The sequence below is a fragment of the Pseudomonas sp. FW305-E2 genome, from assembly GCF_058782925.1.
Genome location: NZ_JBYSYE010000007.1, coordinates 130,902 through 147,420, shown reverse-complemented (window position 1 = coordinate 147,420; position 16,519 = coordinate 130,902). Strand labels below are relative to the sequence as shown.

Genomic DNA, 16,519 nt, shown 5'->3' with positions numbered 1-16,519 from the left:
GAACCCGCTCCTACAAGGGGTTGTGCAATACCTGTGAAGGCGCGAAAGGGCCGCGGCAGGCTTATTCGGCTATCTGCAACTTGCGCGCCTGGGTATACACATACCGCACCTTTTCATACTCGAACGGCGAATTCAGCTGGCCGTAACGGAAGTTGGTGGTGTAGCGCTTGTCCACCACACGCAGGGCGAAGATTTCCGGGTGATCGGTGCTGGCTTCGGCCACGTTCAGGTAGTTGACCGCCTGCTCTCCCGCATAGTCCACCACCAGCCCGGTGGTATCGCGCAGGTTCGATGGGCCTAGCACCGGCAGCATCAGGTACGGCCCATCCGGCACGCCATAGAAGCCCAGGGTCTGACCAAAGTCCTCGCTCTGGCGCGGCAGGCCCATGCTGGTCGCCGGGTCCCACAGCCCACCCACGCCGATAATCGTGTTGAACATCAGTCGCGCAGTGATTTCTGCCGAGCGCTTGGCTTTGAGCTGCAACACGCTGTTGAACAGGTTCGGCACATCGCCAAGGTTGTTGAAGAAGTTGCTCACCCCCGTGCGCACGAACTTTGGGGTTACATACTGATAGCCATTCACCAGCGGCAGCAGCACCCATTGGTCCAATCGGTAGTTGAAGTGGTAGATGCGCCGGTTGATCGACTCCAGCGGGTCGTACACGTTCAGCGCCTGCAGGGTTGAGCGCTCGAACTCGCGCTGGTCCAGCCCCGGGTTGAATTTCAGCTCACGCAGCGGGTCGAGGAAACCATCGGCTTCGGGCACCAGTGGCGCGGTACCGATCACCTGCGGGTCGGCCTCGACCACGCTGGCTCGGGGTGCGGTTTCGGCGGCCAGGGTGTGGCCAGCGGCAAGCAGGGCAGTGGCGAAGAGGAGTTTGTTAACCACGGAAGAACTCCAGCATGGCGTCACTGTTGACGCGGTAGTTGAGGTTGCCGCAATGGCCGCCATGGGGGTAGAGGGTCAGCCGTTCGCCGAACACCTTGCGCAAAAAGCCAATGTCGCCCGGGCCGAGAATGACGTCGTCGGCGTTGTGCATCACAGCGATCTTGTCACTGCTGCGCAGGTAGTCTTCCAGGGCATACAGGCTGACCTGGTTGACCAACTGCAGGATGCTGTTGCCGTCGGTGCGGGCGCGCCACATCGGAATCACCTGCTCGGTCATGTAGCAGTCGAAGTCGCACTGCAGGGCGCGCTTGAAGAACGGTGTCAGGCTGCTGCCTTCGGTGATCGGGAACTTCGGCGGAATGATCAGGCCACGGCGGTTGATCAGGTCGGACGTGAAGGCGATGTCGGCTGCCGAGAAACGGAACGAAGTGCCGATCAGCATGGCCATCTGTTCGTTGGACAGGTGCTGGCGCGACTGCTGGAAGTCGTACAGCAGGGCGTCGTTCAGGTCGATGTAGCCCTTGTCCTGGAAGTAGCGGGTGAGCTTTTCCAGCATCAGCTCGTAGAACGTGGTGCTGCGGTCGATGCCCTTGACCTGGGTTTGCACCAGCTTGTCGAGGTTGTTGATCGAGGTGTAGAGGTTGACCGGTGGGTTGAGCAGCAGCACACGTTTGAAGTTGAAGCTGCGGCGGGTTTCGTCCAGGTGGCTGACGAAGGCGGCGTCGAGCGCACCCAGGCTGTAACCGGTGAGGTAGAAATCACTGACTGGCAGGCGTGGATGCTGGGCGCGCACGGCCTGCATGACCCGGTACATGTCTTCGGCGTCTTCCTGGCTGATGCCGGGGGTAGCAAAGCGCGAGGCTGCACTCATGAAGTCATAGCTGGTGGGCGATGACAGTTGCACCACGTGGAAGCCGGCCTGGTAGAACAGCTTTTTCAGGTATTCATTGATGCTGCTGCTGTAGGGCGCACCGGTGCCGGCGATGATGAAGATCAGCGGCGCTTCGCGATCCTGGCGGGCCAGGCGGTACTTGAGCTTCTTCACTGCCCAGAAGTTGTCGGGCAACGTGAACTCACGTTCCGGGCGCAAGTTCAGGCTGTAGTCGGACTGATTGATGTCATCGTCGCTGGGCAGCTCAGGGCGCTTGTCCGGCGGCGTGGTGGCGATGGTGGCCTCGAACGGGTTGGTAAGAGGGTAGCCATAGCTGGCAGCGTCGATGTCCCGCGCTGAAGCGGCCACAGCCATGAGCAAGCTGCCGAGCAGGGCAGCGAGGCGCAAAGATCGAAGCATGTAATCCCCCAAAAGAACGCAAGGTCGAGCAGTGTGCAGGCTAGGACCACAGCCAGGCGGGCAAAGTTGCCCGCTGCGGTGGCCTTTGGCGTACTTGCTATCTGCAACATAGCCGCCGGGGTGTGATTTTGCCTTAGAAACGGGCATAAGCGATCATGGATGCTTTCGATTACCGCTATTGGAGAACAGGATGTCTCGTTCGCTGCCGACGGTGCTGCTGGTGCTGTTTCTGGGGCTTTGGCTCGCGGCCAGCTATGGTGTGCGTTACGGCCTGATGGAGGATGGCCAGTGGGTAGGGCTGTGCGCAGTGCCGACGGCGTACTGGCAGTGCGAGGTGCGTTCGCTGCTGGGGTTGGGCATTCACCATCAAATCATGGCCTGGGGCGGATTGGGCCTGGCGCTTCTGGCCCAGTTCGTTTCCGCGCGTGCCGGCTGGTGGCTGGCAGTGTTGGCACTGGTGTTCGCGGTGCCGGCGCTGGTGCTGTACACCGCCAGCATTGCGGTGTTTGCGCTGGTACTGGCGGGGTTGCGCCTGGTCAGGCAACCCCCAATGTAAGCAGCTGCGCGTACCTTGTAGGAGCAACTGTCTTGCTCACACAAGGTACGCGCCGGGCTCGAGGGATATGCAGTATCAAGCCTGTCGCATCCGCAAGCTTCGCCACAACGCCGCTGTCATCAGCACACTGACCACCGCCCAGCCCCAGGCCTGCTGGTTCTCCAGACCTTCCACGAACAACTGCGGCGCCACCCCGGCGCCGACGATGAACGCCAGCAACGCTACCTCCGCCCGCCGCGCCCGCACCGGCCACAGCGCATACACCAGCGCCGGCAACGCCAGCGCCGCGCTGGGGAAGCTGCGGTATCGCGGGTCGAACACCATTGCCAGCATGCTTACCGCCGCAGCAAAGCCCGCCGCCAGCAACAGCCAGCCGGCTCGCACCTGCAGCCAGGCGAACAAGCGCTCACGCCAGCCTGCCCGCCGCGCCAGCGCCAACAGCGCGTGGGCCAGTACCAGCAGGTTCAGCCCGGCCAGCATCAGTGCCCACAACCATTCCCCGGCAAAGCGCGCATGGGTACGCATCAACTCGCCCCACAGGCCCAGGCAAGCGGCGCCAAACGCTGCCAGCAGTGGCAGCAGCAAGGCGGCCATCGGGGTAGCGGGGCGCCCGGCCAGCACCAGCATGATCACCATCAGCACGGTGCTGGCCAGCAACCACTGCGGCCAGTCATGCAGGTTGCTCACGGGCCCTTCAAGCACGCCCTTGTCCTGCCGGTCCGCGTCGTACAGCCCCCAGTAGCCACCCACTGCGCCCTCATTGGCGCGTTTCCAGGGCTGATCGAAGGCTTCGATCAGGTTGTAGTGCCAGCCATTGCGCTCGGCCATGGCCACGAAGCCACGGATGAAGCGCGCCTCATTGACCCGGCTGGGCACCGCCGTTTCGCGTTGGCGGCCTTCGCTGGGCCAGCCGGTTTCGCCAATCAGTATGTCCTTGGGCGCGAAGCGTGTGCCGAACACCCGGCGCACATCGGCAACGTGGGCCAAGGCATCGTCGATGCCACGCGGGTCGTCCTCCCAGTAGGGCAGCAGATGGATGGTCAGGAAATCCACGGCCGGGGCCACCTGCGGGTGCTGCAGCCAGAACTCCCAGACATCGGCGTAGGTTACGGGCACCTTGACCTGGCGCTTCACCCGCGCGATCAATTTGGCCAGGTGGGCACCGGTCACCTCCTTGCGCAACAGTGTCTCATTGCCGACGATCACCGCGCTGACCACGTCCGGGTTGGCGTTGGCAGCAGCGATCAGCAAGCTGATTTCCTTCTCGGTGTCGGCCGGGTGAGCGTTCACCCAGGCGCCCAGCATTACCTTCAGCCCATGCTTGCGCGCCAGCGCGGGGATTGCCTCAAGACCGCTCATGGAGTAGGTACGGATGCACTGGAACCGCTCGGCCAGTAACGCCAGGTCGGCGTCCATCCGCGCTGGGCGCAGGCGAAACGGCTGGTCGTAAGGCGACTGGTCTTTGTCGAACGGCGTGTACGAAGCGCATTGCAGCTTGTGCGCAGGGCTGGCCGCATCGGGCAGGTGCACAGGCTTGCCCAGCCCGTACCAGAGCCCCCCCAGCCCGAGCAGGGCCAGCAGGCAGGCAAGCAGGTACAACGGCAATGACAAGCGGCTACAACTGGGCATGTGGCGGTCCATCGTCTGGCACAAAAGGTTAGATAGTAGCCCGGCGCCAAACCTTTGGCATGCAAGGATCGCGCAGGCCGAGGTAGGCCGATGGCGCTAATGGCATAGTGCTGTCGCATATGGGGCGGGTGCAGGTCGCAGCTGGATCAGGTCGACTTGTGTTGCAGGAAGATGATGCAATCTCCAAGACCTGACGAGGGGATGCTTTGATGGCAACTTTGAAGAAAATGCGACGTTTCCTGGGTGTGGGCACCGCCCTGGTAATGGCCATGAGCGCTGCACAGGCTATGGCCAAAGAAGTAAGCATTGGTTACGTGGATGGTTGGGCCGACAGCGTGGCGACCACCAACGTGGCCGCCGAAGTAATCAAGCAAAAACTCGGCTATGACGTGAAGTTGCAGGCCGTGGCCACGGGGATCATGTGGCAGGGTGTGGCAACTGGCAAGCTCGATGCCATGTTGTCGGCCTGGTTGCCGGTGACCCATGGTGAGTACTGGGCCAAGAACAAGGACAACGTGGTCGACTACGGCCCGAACTTCAAGGATGCCAAGATCGGCCTGATCGTCCCCGAGTACGTCAAGGCAGTGAGCATTGCCGACCTCAAGACCGATAACAGCTTCAAGGACAGGATTGTCGGCATCGACGCAGGCTCCGGTGTGATGCTCAAGACCGACCAGGCGATCAAGGACTATGGCCTGACCAGTTACAAGTTGCAGGCCAGCTCGGGTGCGGCGATGACGGCGGAACTGGGCCGCGCCTATGCCAAGCAGCAGTCGATTGCGGTGACCGGTTGGGTTCCGCACTGGATGTTCGCCAAGTGGAAGCTGAAGTTCCTCGAAGACCCGAAAGGCGTCTATGGCGCGGCAGAAACCGTGAACAGCATCGGCAGCAAGGAACTGGCCACCAAGGCACCGGAAGTGGCGGAGTTCCTGAAGAAGTTCAACTGGCAGTCCAAGGACGAGATTGGCGAGGTGATGCTGGCGATCCAGGAAGGGGCCAAGCCTGAAGCGGCCGCCAAGGACTGGGTTGCCAAGCACCCTGATCGTGTGAAGGAGTGGACTGGCAAGTAATCACCTTCCAGGGCCAATAGGGTTTCTTCGCGGGTGTACCCGCTCCTACAGGAGCGGGTACACCCGCGAACGGCTCATCACTTTGTTACGCAATCGGTAAAACACCGTTGCATCTAAGACTAAGGTCGTCTGGTTGGCGTTCATCGGCAGCATAAAGTAAGGGTGTGGGTTCCATCCCGTATCTGTGCTGCTAGGACAAAAACAATGAACGACAGCATTTACCTCTCGATACAAAACAGCCCCCGTTTCAAGGAGCTGGTCACCAAACGCGAACGGTTCGCCTGGATTCTCTCGGCGATCATGCTCGGCCTGTACTGCGCCTTCATCCTCCTGATCGCCTACGGTCCTCATGTGCTGGGCGCCAAGCTCAGCCCTGAGTCATCGATTACCTGGGGCATTCCCCTGGGCGTCGGCCTGATCGTTTCGGCATTCGTCCTGACCGCCATCTACGTGCGCCGCGCCAACGGCGAATTCGATGAGCTGAACAAGGAAATCCTGAAGGAGGCGCAACAATGATTCGCCAAGTCAAAGCCCTGGCCGTATTGGCCTGCGGAGCCTTCGCACCCGCCGTGTGGGCCGCCGATGCCCTGACCGGCGAGGTGCAGAAACAACCGCTGAACGTTTCCGCCATCGCCATGTTCGTGGCCTTCGTCGCCTTCACCCTCGGCATCACCTACTGGGCCTCCAAACGCAACAAGTCGGCATCGGACTACTACGCTGCCGGCGGCAAGATCACCGGCTTCCAGAACGGCCTGGCGATTGCTGGCGACTACATGTCGGCCGCCTCGTTCCTGGGTATTTCCGCGCTGGTGTTCACCTCGGGTTATGACGGCCTGATCTACTCGATCGGCTTCCTGGTTGGCTGGCCGATCATTCTTTTCCTGATCGCCGAACGCCTGCGCAACCTGGGCAAGTACACTTTTGCCGACGTGGCCTCGTACCGCCTCGGGCAAAAGGAAATTCGCACCCTGTCGGCCTCCGGTTCGCTGGTGGTGGTGGCGTTCTACCTGATCGCGCAGATGGTCGGCGCCGGCAAGCTGATCGAGCTGCTGTTCGGTCTGGACTACCATGTGGCGGTGATCCTGGTGGGTATCCTGATGTGCCTGTACGTGCTGTTCGGCGGCATGCTGGCCACCACCTGGGTACAGATCATCAAGGCTGTACTGCTGCTGTCCGGTGCCAGTTTCATGGCGCTGATGGTCATGAAGCACGTGGGCTTTGACTTCAACACGCTGTTCTCCGAAGCCATCAAGGTACACGCCAAGGGCGAGGCGATCATGAGCCCTGGCGGCCTGGTCAAGGACCCGATCTCGGCATTCTCCCTGGGCCTGGCACTGATGTTCGGTACTGCCGGCCTGCCGCACATCCTGATGCGCTTCTTCACCGTCAGTGACGCCAAGGAAGCGCGCAAGAGCGTGCTGTATGCCACCGGCTTCATCGGCTACTTCTACATCCTCACCTTCATCATTGGCTTTGGCGCAATCCTGCTGGTCAGCACCAACCCGGAATTCAAGGACGCCGCAGGCGCTCTGCTGGGTGGCAACAACATGGCTGCGGTGCACCTGGCCAATGCGGTGGGTGGCAGTGTGTTCCTCGGCTTCATCTCGGCGGTGGCCTTTGCCACCATCCTGGCGGTGGTGGCTGGCCTGACCCTGGCCGGTGCCTCGGCGGTGTCCCACGACCTGTACGCCAGCGTCTGGCGCAAGGGCAAAGCCAACGACAAGGACGAGATCCGCGTATCGAAGATCACCACTGTTGCCCTGGGTGTGCTGGCGATCGGCCTGGGGATTCTGTTCGAGAAGCAGAACATCGCCTTCATGGTCGGCCTGGCGTTCTCCATTGCGGCCAGCTGCAACTTCCCGGTGCTGCTGCTTTCGATGTACTGGAAGAAGCTGACCACCCGCGGTGCCATGATCGGCGGCTGGCTGGGCCTGGTGAGTGCGGTGACGCTGATGATCCTTGGCCCGACCATCTGGGTACAGATTCTCGGCCACGAGAAGGCCATCTACCCGTACGAGTACCCGGCGCTGTTCTCGATGGCCATTGCCTTCGTCAGCATCTGGTTCTTCTCGGTCACCGACAAGTCCAAGGCGGCTGAGGATGAGCGCGCGCTGTTCTTCCCGCAGTTCGTGCGTTCGCAGACTGGCCTGGGTGCCAGCGGGGCGGTCTCGCACTAACGTCAATCCCCTGCACTGAAAAACGCCCCGCCTGTCGGGGCGTTTTTATTTTATGCCGTCAGAAACAACCTACATACAGAGTGAGGCTCTGCCCATAAAGTTTCCTCATGTCGTAAGGGCTCTATAGATGCCGGCACATTTGGGGAATGTTCAATGAAGTTACGCTGTTTGATCACCTTCGCTCTCCTTGGCGTGGCGGGCGCTGCCGGGGCGAAGGAAATACCGCAGGATATCAGTGTCCAGGCTGTCGTGTCGGTACCAGAGTTTCAGGTGAGCTCGGTTGACAGTTGGTGGGAGGGCGTACTTCAGGCTGAATATGACCCGGACCGGGGCGTCTTCAAGCAAATTGAAAAAGAGGTGTTTGTAAAAAGTACCTACGGCCCAATTTACGCGAAAACAGACCGTTCGGATTATCGGTTCACCCGGGTAGGCGGTGCAGAAGCGCCCCGTCGATACCACATCATGTTGAATCGCAAAAAAATGGGCACAGCACCGGTTGAAATCGTCAGTGCTGCTGAAGCCGCTCAGGGAAAAAACATTCAATTCAGGTTCTATCCGATGGCGGAAGCGTCGTCGACTCGCATGCCCGGCACCTACGTCACGCAAGCCACCTTGATGTTTGAAACAGGGGCGCCCTGAACCGCAATTTCATTCGGGTGCCCCCGGGTGCCCGCTATTTTATGTGCAACCGTTAAAGGAAGTTTGATGTGAAACCCTATGTATTGGCTGTCCCGTTCCTTGCATTGTTTGCCGGTGCCGCTGTCGCGTCCGCCCCTGAGCCGATCAGCCAGAATATTTCAGTGACGGCGATCATTCCCGGGAATGATTTTTCAGTGGCCCCCGTAGGGGACTGGCTGGAGAAAGGCGTGACCCTTGAATATGAACCGGAGCGCGAAGACTTCAAGGCGGTCAATGAAAAGTTCACGGCACAGAGTGATGTCGGCGCTATTCAGGCCCACCTGCTGAACACAGCGGCGCTGCAAGACCCACAAACCGACCAGAGGATTGATCTTGTCATCTCTGTTGGGGGTAAAAAGTTGGCGTTGACGCCCACGGAGGTCATGAGCGCGGAAGATGCTAAAGTCGGCAACGATCTTCCCATTACGTTTAACGCCATAAAGCCTGAGAAAGGTTATGTAAAGGGTGAGTATGCCGGGACAGTGAGCGTGTTGTTTGAGACTTCCTCCACCAGCCTTTGATTGAAGCAGTGCCGCCTGCCTCAGCTTACTGGATATTTACCAGTGTAGGGGCAGGTGTTGAAGTGGATTGAATCATGTTCCAGTTTGCTGCACCCGGCCGTGCACTCGCTGTCTGGCTGCTGGGTGCTGCCTGCCTTTTGCCCCTCGAAGTGTTGGCCGAGCGCGCGTCCAGTGCCATTGACCTGAATACATTCGGGCGTTTGCCTGAAGACTTCGAGGCGCACTTTTTCGATGTGCCACTTGCCGTGCGAGTGGAACTGGATCAGCGCTACCTCGGCGATGCCATGGTGGTGCTGAGCCGTGATAACCGTGTGCAGTTGCTGGCGTTTACCGACACTGAGCAGAGCGCAGAGCCGGCCACACTCAGGCAGTTATGGCAACAGCGCCTGGAGGGCGGGCGCATGCTGGGCGACTGCCTGCAAAACTGCCCGGACGGGTTGCAGGCTATCCATTACAGCCTGGCCAATTCCCAGTTGTCACTGCTTACATCCAATGCCGAGAAGCGGGAGCAGGACGCGCTCTTCCACCACCTTCCGGAGCAGAGCGACGCGGGGTTGCTGCTGCGTAACCAGCTCAACCTGGTCAATGATGGCAATCAGACCACGGGCAGAATCGGCCTGCTCGGTCAGGGCAACCTGCATAACTGGACGACGCTTGCCGATGCACGCGTGGAACGCACCCCAGCTGAGCAAGGCGATATGCGTTACCGCATGAACCAGCTTTACGCGCAGAGCCTGCATGAAGCGCATTTCTTTCGGCTGGGTTACTTCTCCACTGACTCACAAGGCCTGGTGCGCCAGCCTGCGCTACTCGGGCGCCGCCCTGATAGCACGCTTGGCTTGATGCTGGGCAGCAGTGACAGCCTGCTGGTCGACAATGGCCAGGCCAGCGCTGTCCCCGTCTATGTCACGCCGAACCGCCCCGGTATCGTGGAGATCTACCGCAATGGCTCGCTGATCAACAGTCAGCCGGTACAGCCGGGTTTGCAGGCGATCGACACGCGGGTATTGCCCGGCGGCATCTACGATGTGGAACTGCGTTTGCTCGAAGACGGCCTGGAGACCTCGCGCAGCGAAGTGTCCATCTACAAGCCCAGCCGGTGGCAGAACATGGATAACCGCTGGCGCTACAACCTGTACCTGGGCCAGCAGGTCGAGCTGCTGAGCAACTCGGATGGCAATCGTGAACAGAGCCCGGTGTTCGGTGCCCTTTCCAACTACCTGATGCATCCTTCTGCGGTGCTGGGGTTGTCAGTGCAACAGGTCGATGCTGACCTGCAGTTGGGTACCTCGCTGGACTGGGACGTGCATGAACGGTTCAAGCTTTACGCCAGCCTCAATCAGACCCAGGGCCTGGGCAACGGCGGCGATCTGCAGTTGACCTATACCCACCCTTGGGGCTCGTTGTTGCTGAGCCACAACCAGACCTGGCTGGAGCCTGGCAGTAACGGTCGCGACGATACGTCACAGCGTCAAGTGCGCAGCCGCACCGCCTTTTCGATCAACCAGCGGGTAACCTCGCGCAGTTCAGCGACGCTGCGCCTGGAACACAGTGCGGGCTCGGCAAGCGGCCTGGGTGCCGACCTGAGCTGGGCGTTCTACGGGAAACTGCGGGGGCATCAGAGCAGTGTTCGCCTGTCACTTTTCGACAGGCCTGGAACGCGCAGCAGCGCCGGTGTCCGCAGCCGCGGCGTCAACGTTGCTGTAAGCATGAAGCTTGAGCGCGATGGCAGGCAGCTTGGGGTCGATGTGGGTAGCCGCGCCTCGCGTGAGGGGGGTAATGACCCCTACGCTTCGCTGTGGTATCGGCAGAACGTCGACCTGGGCCCCGTGCACAGCCTGGGGGGCAGCGCGACGCTCGACGGCTATGGCACCAGCCTGGCGGCCAATGGGCGGTTCCATAGCCAGGCGCTGCAGGGCGATGCCTATGCCCAGAGTTCCTCTTTCAACAATAACCTCAGCGGTGGCCTCAACCTGGAAAGCACCCTGGCGCTGGGCGCCGGGAAGCTGGCCATGGGGGGCAGCAACCTGCCGCTCGAAGCCGGCTTGATCATCGATGTCGAAAGCGATCTGCACGGTGTGAAGCTGCGCGCCAACGATGGCCAGGGCATGAGTGCAGTGCTGCACCCCGGGCGCAATATCGTGCCGGTGACGGCGTTCAAATCTGGCCATGTGCGTTTCGACTTCGACACGAAGGACGTGCCGCCAGCACAGATCCAACCCCTCGCTGTGGACTATCACCTCAACCGCGGTGGGGTGGGGTACCACGCAGTGAAAGTCATGCGAACGGTGACTGTGTTTGGCCGGCTGCTCGACGGGCAAGGCCAGCCACTGCACGGCGCGCATGTGGTCAATGACGCCGGGCGCACGGTTGTCGAGGCGGATGGCTATTTCAACGTGGAAATGAGTGAGTCACGGCCCACCCTGGAAATTCGCCATGGCACGGCAGGCAACTGCCTTCTGACATTAACGCCGGACAACTTTGATCGCGAGGATGACCTGCTGATCGTGGGTGATCAGCGGTGTGTGCCCAGTGTGGGCTGAGCCGGCTTTCGGCATGAAGCTGTAGAGGGCCCGATTCCCGGGTCGATGGATTGGATGTTGAGTAAACAGAGGTTGAAGATGCACAGGTTCACATTTCACTTGTCACCCTTGTTGTTCGTTGCGCTGATGTTGCCGTGGTTTGCCCAGGCCGGGCCACAGTTGGATGTTGGCACGCTCTACGACTACCTCGAGCCTGGCAAGGGCACCTATGCCAAACGCGTCTACAACCGGGGGGACAGTACCGCCTTCGTCAAAGTCAGCGTGGTGGAGTTGGTCTACGACGGCCAGGCAGAACCCCGTGAGGTGGACATCGAGGAGCTGCCCTTCGACCAGCGCAGCGTTGTTGCCAGCCCGGCGCGGATGATCATCCCGGCACGCGGCATGCAGGCCGTGCGGTTGCTGTATCGCGGTGAACGGAACCAGGAGCGTTACTACCGGCTGCGCTTCGTCCCGGTGGTGCCGGAACAGGATGACAGCTTCGCACTGGATAAAACGGAGCTTGACGCTTACCGCAAAGAACTCAGTGCCGGTGTGCAGTTTCTGGCCGGCTACGGCACCATTTTGATTACCAAGCCTGCTGCCACGCGGTACCAGACCTCGATCGAGCGCGTCGGTGGGAAATGGACCGTGCGCAACGAGGGCAATGCAACGGTGCTGCTCGACAACGTCGAGGCCTGTGTGTTGGTCCAGGACGAGTGTGATCCTCCGGCCAAGTACCATCTTCGCCCCGGGCGTACGCGCGAATTCGTCGAGAAGCCCGGGCTTGAATATCGCTTCGAACTGGTGGAAGGCGATGCGCGCAAAGCCATGAACTTCAAGGCAGAGTGAGAGGTAGAGGCATGTTTCGCAAGTGTGCAATGCTGGTACTGCTGTCGGGCGTGTTGGGTTCGTCGTGGGCGCAAGCGGCCGACATTACGCTCAAGCTGCGTTACCGCGGCGAGACCCGGCAATTTGAAAACCTGACACCCCGGTCGTCACCTGTCTGTACTCAGTTGCCGCAGCTTTGTGGCGATCCGTTGCAGGATCTGCTGGATGTGGGGGTCGAATACTCGAAAACAGTCGATGGCGAAGGCACCGATGGCTTCTACCTCTCGGCCCCTGTCCAGCCAACTGCGCTACTGATGGTCCGTGACAAGACCGGCGAGCAAGTCAGCATGGACTTTGCCATTACCCACCTGGGCGGCGCGGTAGCTTCGGACGATGGGGCACCGACGCTTGCGGCGCGCACGGGCCTGGACTCGAGTGGTTGCCAGGTTGCGTTGGCGAGCGCGGCCCATCGCCTGTTTCTGTGGTCGCCAGCCAGCAACGGGTGCTGGGCCAACCTCAACGCGGCGAATGCGAGCACTTACCATGTGAGTCACCTTACGCTGGGCTACAAGCTGAAGACGCCTTTGCCAGCGAGCTTGAAGTCGGGCGTGTACCGAGGGCGCGTGGTCTATTCGATAGGCCCCGACAGGGATATAGGCCTGGGCTCGAGCCGAACAGTCGCTGGGCTCACGGCCGATTCAGTGGCGATCAACGTCGAACTGGAGGTGGTGCATGACCTTGAGGTGCGTTTTGAGCCGGGTTCCGAGCAGGTGGTCCTGGTGCCGCAGCAGGCGCACGGGCATGGGAGCCGAGGGCGGGGTGTGGCAGAGAAACTGGAAAAAGACGTGGGCTTCAGCCTGACTGCCAGTGGGCCATTCAACGTCTGGGCGCTGTGCAGCACCGGGCTGGATAGCACGTGCAATCTACGGTCGGCCAAGGGCCATGGCATACCGCTGTACCTGGCCATGACCTTACCAGGGGTTTCCTACAATGGCCGTTCGCTCTATCGGCAGGCCATGTCCTTTGGCGGAGCTGAGAACGCCATGAGCCTGGAAGTCCCGCCAGAGGGTGTGACCGGCAGCGAAGGGCAGTTGCATTTCCATGTATACCCTCGCGGCCACACCCAGAAACAGGACATGTTGCCTGGTATCGAGTATCAGGCCGTCGTGACAATGGTGTTTGATGCGAACCTGTAGAATGGCAACCGGGTGGTGTGACCCGCTTGCCATTCACCTCACGTGACTGTTTGAAGTGGCTATCCGCAGCGCGTCATATCATCCCAAGCAACAGTAATACCAACAGAATCACCAACACCACGCCGATTATGCCGGAAGGGCCATAGCCCCAGCTGCGCGAGTGGGGGAAGACCGGTAAGCCACCGATCAGCAGCAGAATCAGGATGATGATAAGGATCGTGGTCATGTCAAAGTCCTTGCGTGATTAGGGGGCAAGAGCCTGAGATTGCTGGCCTCTCGATAATTCGGACCGGTGCGGGTTGGTAAAGATTCCATTCCCGTGCAGCCCTCTACCCAATCATGCCCGCCCATTCACTGCCCTGATGAATCCTCCCGGACGGCGACGCCTTGATTACACTCGTCGGACTACCTGACAGAACAAGGCCTGCGACCATGCAAAAACGCATCATGATCACCGGCGCCGGGTCCGGCCTCGGTCGCGAGATCGCCCTGCGCTGGGCGCGTGAGGGCTGGCGCCTGGCATTGGCCGATGTCAACGAAACCGGCCTGCGCGAAACGCTGGAGCAGGCTCGCCAGGCCGGTGGCGACGGCTTCGTCCAGCGCTGCGACGTGCGCGACTACAGCCAGCTGACGGCCCTTGCCCAGGCCTGCGAAGAGAAGTTCGGTGGCGTCGATGTGATCGTCAACAACGCGGGCGTCGCTTCGGGCGGCTTCTTTGCCGAACTGTCACTGGAAGACTGGGACTGGCAGATCGCGGTCAACCTGATGGGCGTGGTCAAGGGCTGCAAGGCCTTCCTGCCGCTGCTGGAGCGCAGCAAGGGGCGCATTATCAACGTCGCCTCGATGGCCGCACTGATGCAGGGCCCGGGCATGAGCAACTACAACGTGGCCAAGGCCGGTGTGCTGGCCTTGTCTGAAAGCCTGCTGGTGGAGTTGCGTCAGGTAGAGGTGGCAGTGCACGTGGTGTGCCCGTCGTTCTTCCAGACCAACCTGCTGGACTCGTTCCGCGGCCCGAACCCGGCGATGAAGGCGCAGGTGGGCAAGCTGCTCGAAGGTTCGCCGATCAGTGCGGCAGACATTGCCGACTATATCCATCAGCAGGTCGCTGCAGGCGAGTTTCTCATCCTGCCGCATGAAGCAGGGCGCCAGGCCTGGCAACTGAAACGCCAGGCCCCTGAGCGGCTGTATGACGAGATGGCCGAAATGGCGGTGAAAATGCGGGCAAAAGCCCCGTCGCGATGATTGGTCTGTAGGAGAAGTTACTCAAAAGTGTAAGAAGCTTCTGAATCGTAGTGGCGCTATTGAGTAGCTGAATACCTACGAGGCAGGCTCCGGTTTTCCCTTTCGCAGGAGGATCGGAACATGCTGGTAATAGGGCGCGAAGTAGGGGAGGTCATCGTGATTGGCGATGATATCCGGATCATGGTGGTAGAGACCCGGGACGGCGTGGTGCGCTTTGGTGTGGCTGCTCCGCGTGAGGTGCCGGTGCATCGAGCCGAAGTTTACAAGCGCATCAAGGCGTCCAAGCAGAGCAAGGCCTGAAGAGGCCTGACCTGCTATTCGAGCAGCTCGCGGGGCACATCATGCTTGGCCAGCAACTGGCATTGCTGGCTTTCCAGGTCGAACAGGATGAAAGCCTGGCCTTTGGCCAATGCCTGGCGTACCCGCAGCACGCGGGTTTCCAGCGGGGTGTCGTCGCCGTTGTCAGTGCCGTCGCGGGTGACGAAGTCCTCGATCAGGCGGGTCAGGGTTTCGGCTTGCAATTGGTCGTAGGGGATCAGCATGGTCGGGCGGTGTCTGAAATAGGTATGGGCATGCTACGCGAAACATTCGAGGTGTTGGGGCCGCTTTGCAGCCCCAAGGGCGTTTAGCCTTTGTTTCCGACCAGGCTGTCCACGGCCGGTACCCGCGTGTCGCTCTCCATCTGCGCATCATGCTCCAACTGGTGGCTGAAGCGCTCGAGTGACGCATTGGCGGGCTGTGAGTCACTGGCAAACACGGGCGGGCTCAGCAGGTAGGCTGACAACAACCGGCTCAGCGCTGCCAGGCTGTCGATATGGGTGCGCTCGTAACCATGGGTGGCATCGCAACCGAACGCCACCAGCGCGGTACGAATATCGTGCCCGGCAGTCACCGCCGAATGGGCATCGCTGAAGTAGTAGCGGAACAGGTCGCGCCGCACCGGCAAGTCATGGTCGCCGGCCAGTTTCAGCAGGTGTCGGGACAGGTGGTAGTCGTAAGGCCCCGACGAGTCCTGCATGGCCACACTCACCGCATGCTCGCTTGACGCCTGGCCGGGTGCCACCGGGGCAATGTCGATGCCGACGAACTCGCTGACATCCCAAGGCAGGGCGCCGGCTGCGCCCGAGCCGGTTTCCTCGGTGATGGTGAACAGCGGGTGGCAGTCGATCAGCGGCTGGCGACCGCTTTCCACCACGGCCTTCAATGCCGCCAGCAATGCGGCTACGCCGGCCTTGTCGTCCAGGTGACGGGCGCTGATGTGGCCGCTTTCGGTGAACTCGGGCAATGGGTCGAAGGCCACGAAGTCACCAATGCTCACGCCCAGTGCCTCACAGTCGGCGCGCGTGGCGCAGTAGGCATCCAGGCGCACTTCCACGTGGTCCCAGCTGATCGGCATTTGGTCGATGGCCGTGTTGAAGGCATGCCCGCTGGCCATCAGCGGCAGCACGCTGCCACGGAATACGCCGGTGTCGGTGAATACGCTGACCCGGCTACCTTCGGCAAAGCGGCTGGACCAGCAGCCGACGGGCGCCAAGGCCAGGCGGCCATTGTCCTGCAATTGGCGCACGCTGGCGCCGATGGTATCCAGGTGGGCAGAGACGGCGCGGTCGGGCGAGGTCTGCCGGCCCTTCAGCGTGGCGCGGATGGTGCCGCGGCGGGTCAGCTCGAAGGGGATGCCCAGTTCGTCAAGGCGCTCGGCCACGTAGCGCACGATGGTGTCGGTGAAGCCGGTGGGGCTGGGGATGGCGAGCATTTCCAGCAGCACGCGTTTGAGGTAGTCGAGATCGGGTTCGGGGAGTCGTTCGGACATGTCCAGGCCTCCGGTCGGGGTAAAATTTCGCAGTCCTTGTGGGAGCGGCCTTGTGTCGCGAAAGGGCCGCAAAGCGGCCCCGGCAATATCGGCAGCGAAGCTGAGATCCT

Annotated in this window: 17 protein-coding genes; 11 read left to right on the top strand and 6 right to left on the bottom strand. The window is 61.1% G+C overall.

Going from position 1 to position 16,519, the window contains the following annotated elements; genetic code table 11:
- Positions 1 to 61: 61 nt before the first annotated feature.
- Together AC3WLP_RS09350 and AC3WLP_RS09345 are read right to left on the bottom strand one after the other, a co-directional pair.
- Positions 62 to 808, bottom strand: a complete 747-nt coding sequence (locus tag AC3WLP_RS09350; protein WP_049806385.1) for an MlaA family lipoprotein — start codon at positions 806 to 808, stop codon at positions 62 to 64.
- Between the two features lie 73 nt (positions 809 to 881).
- Positions 882 to 2,180 (bottom strand): serine protein kinase PrkA, encoded by a 1,299-nt coding sequence (locus AC3WLP_RS09345; RefSeq protein WP_003252583.1) that lies wholly within the window; start codon positions 2,178 to 2,180, stop codon positions 882 to 884.
- A 190-nt stretch (positions 2,181 to 2,370) separates the two neighbouring features.
- On the opposite strand from AC3WLP_RS09345, the gene AC3WLP_RS09340 reads away from it, so the two are divergent.
- The gene (locus AC3WLP_RS09340; protein WP_054888726.1) at positions 2,371 to 2,736 is read left to right on the top strand and encodes a hypothetical protein; all 366 of its coding nucleotides are present in this window, start codon (positions 2,371 to 2,373) and stop codon (positions 2,734 to 2,736) included.
- Positions 2,737 to 2,811: 75 nt separating this feature from the next.
- Here AC3WLP_RS09340 and AC3WLP_RS09335 read toward each other — a convergent pair whose 3' ends face one another.
- Complete coding sequence (locus AC3WLP_RS09335; protein ID WP_088513597.1) at positions 2,812 to 4,377, bottom strand: glycoside hydrolase family 17 protein; 1,566 nt, start codon at positions 4,375 to 4,377, stop codon at positions 2,812 to 2,814.
- Positions 4,378 to 4,574: 197 nt separating this feature from the next.
- Here AC3WLP_RS09335 and AC3WLP_RS09330 point away from each other — a divergent pair, with 197 nt between their 5' ends.
- The 8 genes from AC3WLP_RS09330 to AC3WLP_RS09295 all read left to right on the top strand — a co-directional run bounded on the left by AC3WLP_RS09330 (position 4,575) and on the right by AC3WLP_RS09295 (position 13,357).
- A complete protein-coding gene (locus AC3WLP_RS09330; RefSeq protein ID WP_003252589.1) occupies positions 4,575 to 5,435 on the top strand; it encodes a glycine betaine ABC transporter substrate-binding protein in 861 nt (286 codons plus the stop codon).
- Positions 5,436 to 5,639: 204 nt separating this feature from the next.
- On the top strand, positions 5,640 to 5,951 hold the full coding sequence (locus AC3WLP_RS09325) for a DUF485 domain-containing protein (RefSeq protein WP_010952786.1): 312 nt from the start codon (positions 5,640 to 5,642) through the stop codon (positions 5,949 to 5,951).
- Positions 5,948 to 7,612: a cation acetate symporter gene (locus tag AC3WLP_RS09320; protein ID WP_003252593.1), complete on the top strand. Its 1,665-nt coding sequence runs from the start codon at positions 5,948 to 5,950 to the stop codon at positions 7,610 to 7,612. The genes AC3WLP_RS09325 and AC3WLP_RS09320 overlap by 4 nt, the downstream gene beginning before the upstream one ends.
- A 153-nt stretch (positions 7,613 to 7,765) precedes the next feature.
- Entirely contained in the window at positions 7,766 to 8,251 is a 486-nt protein-coding gene (locus AC3WLP_RS09315; RefSeq protein WP_004575810.1) for a CS1 type fimbrial major subunit, read from the top strand.
- 68 nt (positions 8,252 to 8,319) lie between these two features.
- On the top strand, positions 8,320 to 8,811 hold the full coding sequence (locus AC3WLP_RS09310; protein WP_004575809.1) for a CS1 type fimbrial major subunit: 492 nt from the start codon (positions 8,320 to 8,322) through the stop codon (positions 8,809 to 8,811).
- 74 nt (positions 8,812 to 8,885) lie between these two features.
- Positions 8,886 to 11,354 carry a CS1-pili formation C-terminal domain-containing protein gene (locus AC3WLP_RS09305; RefSeq protein WP_012053404.1) on the top strand — a complete coding sequence of 823 codons (2,469 nt, stop codon included), beginning with the start codon at positions 8,886 to 8,888 and terminating at the stop codon, positions 11,352 to 11,354.
- 78 nt (positions 11,355 to 11,432) lie between these two features.
- The gene (locus AC3WLP_RS09300; RefSeq protein ID WP_492576143.1) at positions 11,433 to 12,182 is read left to right on the top strand and encodes a fimbrial biogenesis chaperone; all 750 of its coding nucleotides are present in this window, start codon (positions 11,433 to 11,435) and stop codon (positions 12,180 to 12,182) included.
- An 11-nt stretch (positions 12,183 to 12,193) separates the two neighbouring features.
- Positions 12,194 to 13,357 (top strand): hypothetical protein, encoded by a 1,164-nt coding sequence (locus AC3WLP_RS09295; RefSeq protein ID WP_012053402.1) that lies wholly within the window; start codon positions 12,194 to 12,196, stop codon positions 13,355 to 13,357.
- A gap of 73 nt (positions 13,358 to 13,430) precedes the next feature.
- On the opposite strand, the gene AC3WLP_RS09290 is transcribed toward AC3WLP_RS09295, so the two are convergent.
- Positions 13,431 to 13,583 carry a DUF3309 family protein gene (locus tag AC3WLP_RS09290; RefSeq protein WP_003252624.1) on the bottom strand — a complete coding sequence of 51 codons (153 nt, stop codon included), beginning with the start codon at positions 13,581 to 13,583 and terminating at the stop codon, positions 13,431 to 13,433.
- A gap of 206 nt (positions 13,584 to 13,789) precedes the next feature.
- Between AC3WLP_RS09290 and AC3WLP_RS09285 the strand changes: the two genes are divergently transcribed.
- Both AC3WLP_RS09285 and csrA read left to right on the top strand, forming a co-directional pair.
- Positions 13,790 to 14,599 carry an SDR family oxidoreductase gene (locus AC3WLP_RS09285; protein WP_004575805.1) on the top strand — a complete coding sequence of 270 codons (810 nt, stop codon included), beginning with the start codon at positions 13,790 to 13,792 and terminating at the stop codon, positions 14,597 to 14,599.
- 120 nt (positions 14,600 to 14,719) lie between these two features.
- On the top strand, positions 14,720 to 14,899 hold the full coding sequence (gene csrA, locus AC3WLP_RS09280; RefSeq protein ID WP_004575804.1) for a carbon storage regulator CsrA: 180 nt from the start codon (positions 14,720 to 14,722) through the stop codon (positions 14,897 to 14,899).
- 14 nt (positions 14,900 to 14,913) lie between these two features.
- On the opposite strand, the gene AC3WLP_RS09275 is transcribed toward csrA, so the two are convergent.
- Positions 14,914 to 15,141 (bottom strand): YheU family protein, encoded by a 228-nt coding sequence (locus AC3WLP_RS09275; protein ID WP_004575803.1) that lies wholly within the window; start codon positions 15,139 to 15,141, stop codon positions 14,914 to 14,916.
- A gap of 83 nt (positions 15,142 to 15,224) precedes the next feature.
- Complete coding sequence (locus AC3WLP_RS09270; RefSeq protein WP_088513598.1) at positions 15,225 to 16,409, bottom strand: osmoprotectant NAGGN system M42 family peptidase; 1,185 nt, start codon at positions 16,407 to 16,409, stop codon at positions 15,225 to 15,227.
- Positions 16,410 to 16,519: the final 110 nt, after the last annotated feature.

What these genes read in the sequence shown, in the direction of transcription:
- AC3WLP_RS09345 (WP_003252583.1), bottom strand. Translation starts at nt 2,180, where the DNA reads ATGCTTCGATCTTTGCGCCTCGCTGCCCTGCTCGGCAGCTTGCTCATG.
- AC3WLP_RS09340 (WP_054888726.1), top strand. Translation starts at nt 2,371, where the DNA reads ATGTCTCGTTCGCTGCCGACGGTGCTGCTGGTGCTGTTTCTGGGGCTT.
- AC3WLP_RS09335 (WP_088513597.1), bottom strand. Translation starts at nt 4,377, where the DNA reads ATGGACCGCCACATGCCCAGTTGTAGCCGCTTGTCATTGCCGTTGTAC.
- AC3WLP_RS09330 (WP_003252589.1), top strand. Translation starts at nt 4,575, where the DNA reads ATGGCAACTTTGAAGAAAATGCGACGTTTCCTGGGTGTGGGCACCGCC.
- AC3WLP_RS09325 (WP_010952786.1), top strand. Translation starts at nt 5,640, where the DNA reads ATGAACGACAGCATTTACCTCTCGATACAAAACAGCCCCCGTTTCAAG.
- AC3WLP_RS09320 (WP_003252593.1), top strand. Translation starts at nt 5,948, where the DNA reads ATGATTCGCCAAGTCAAAGCCCTGGCCGTATTGGCCTGCGGAGCCTTC.
- AC3WLP_RS09315 (WP_004575810.1), top strand. Translation starts at nt 7,766, where the DNA reads ATGAAGTTACGCTGTTTGATCACCTTCGCTCTCCTTGGCGTGGCGGGC.
- AC3WLP_RS09305 (WP_012053404.1), top strand. Translation starts at nt 8,886, where the DNA reads ATGTTCCAGTTTGCTGCACCCGGCCGTGCACTCGCTGTCTGGCTGCTG.
- AC3WLP_RS09300 (WP_492576143.1), top strand. Translation starts at nt 11,433, where the DNA reads ATGCACAGGTTCACATTTCACTTGTCACCCTTGTTGTTCGTTGCGCTG.
- AC3WLP_RS09295 (WP_012053402.1), top strand. Translation starts at nt 12,194, where the DNA reads ATGTTTCGCAAGTGTGCAATGCTGGTACTGCTGTCGGGCGTGTTGGGT.
- AC3WLP_RS09290 (WP_003252624.1), bottom strand. Translation starts at nt 13,583, where the DNA reads ATGACCACGATCCTTATCATCATCCTGATTCTGCTGCTGATCGGTGGC.
- AC3WLP_RS09285 (WP_004575805.1), top strand. Translation starts at nt 13,790, where the DNA reads ATGCAAAAACGCATCATGATCACCGGCGCCGGGTCCGGCCTCGGTCGC.
- csrA (WP_004575804.1), top strand. Translation starts at nt 14,720, where the DNA reads ATGCTGGTAATAGGGCGCGAAGTAGGGGAGGTCATCGTGATTGGCGAT.
- AC3WLP_RS09275 (WP_004575803.1), bottom strand. Translation starts at nt 15,141, where the DNA reads ATGCTGATCCCCTACGACCAATTGCAAGCCGAAACCCTGACCCGCCTG.
- AC3WLP_RS09270 (WP_088513598.1), bottom strand. Translation starts at nt 16,409, where the DNA reads ATGTCCGAACGACTCCCCGAACCCGATCTCGACTACCTCAAACGCGTG.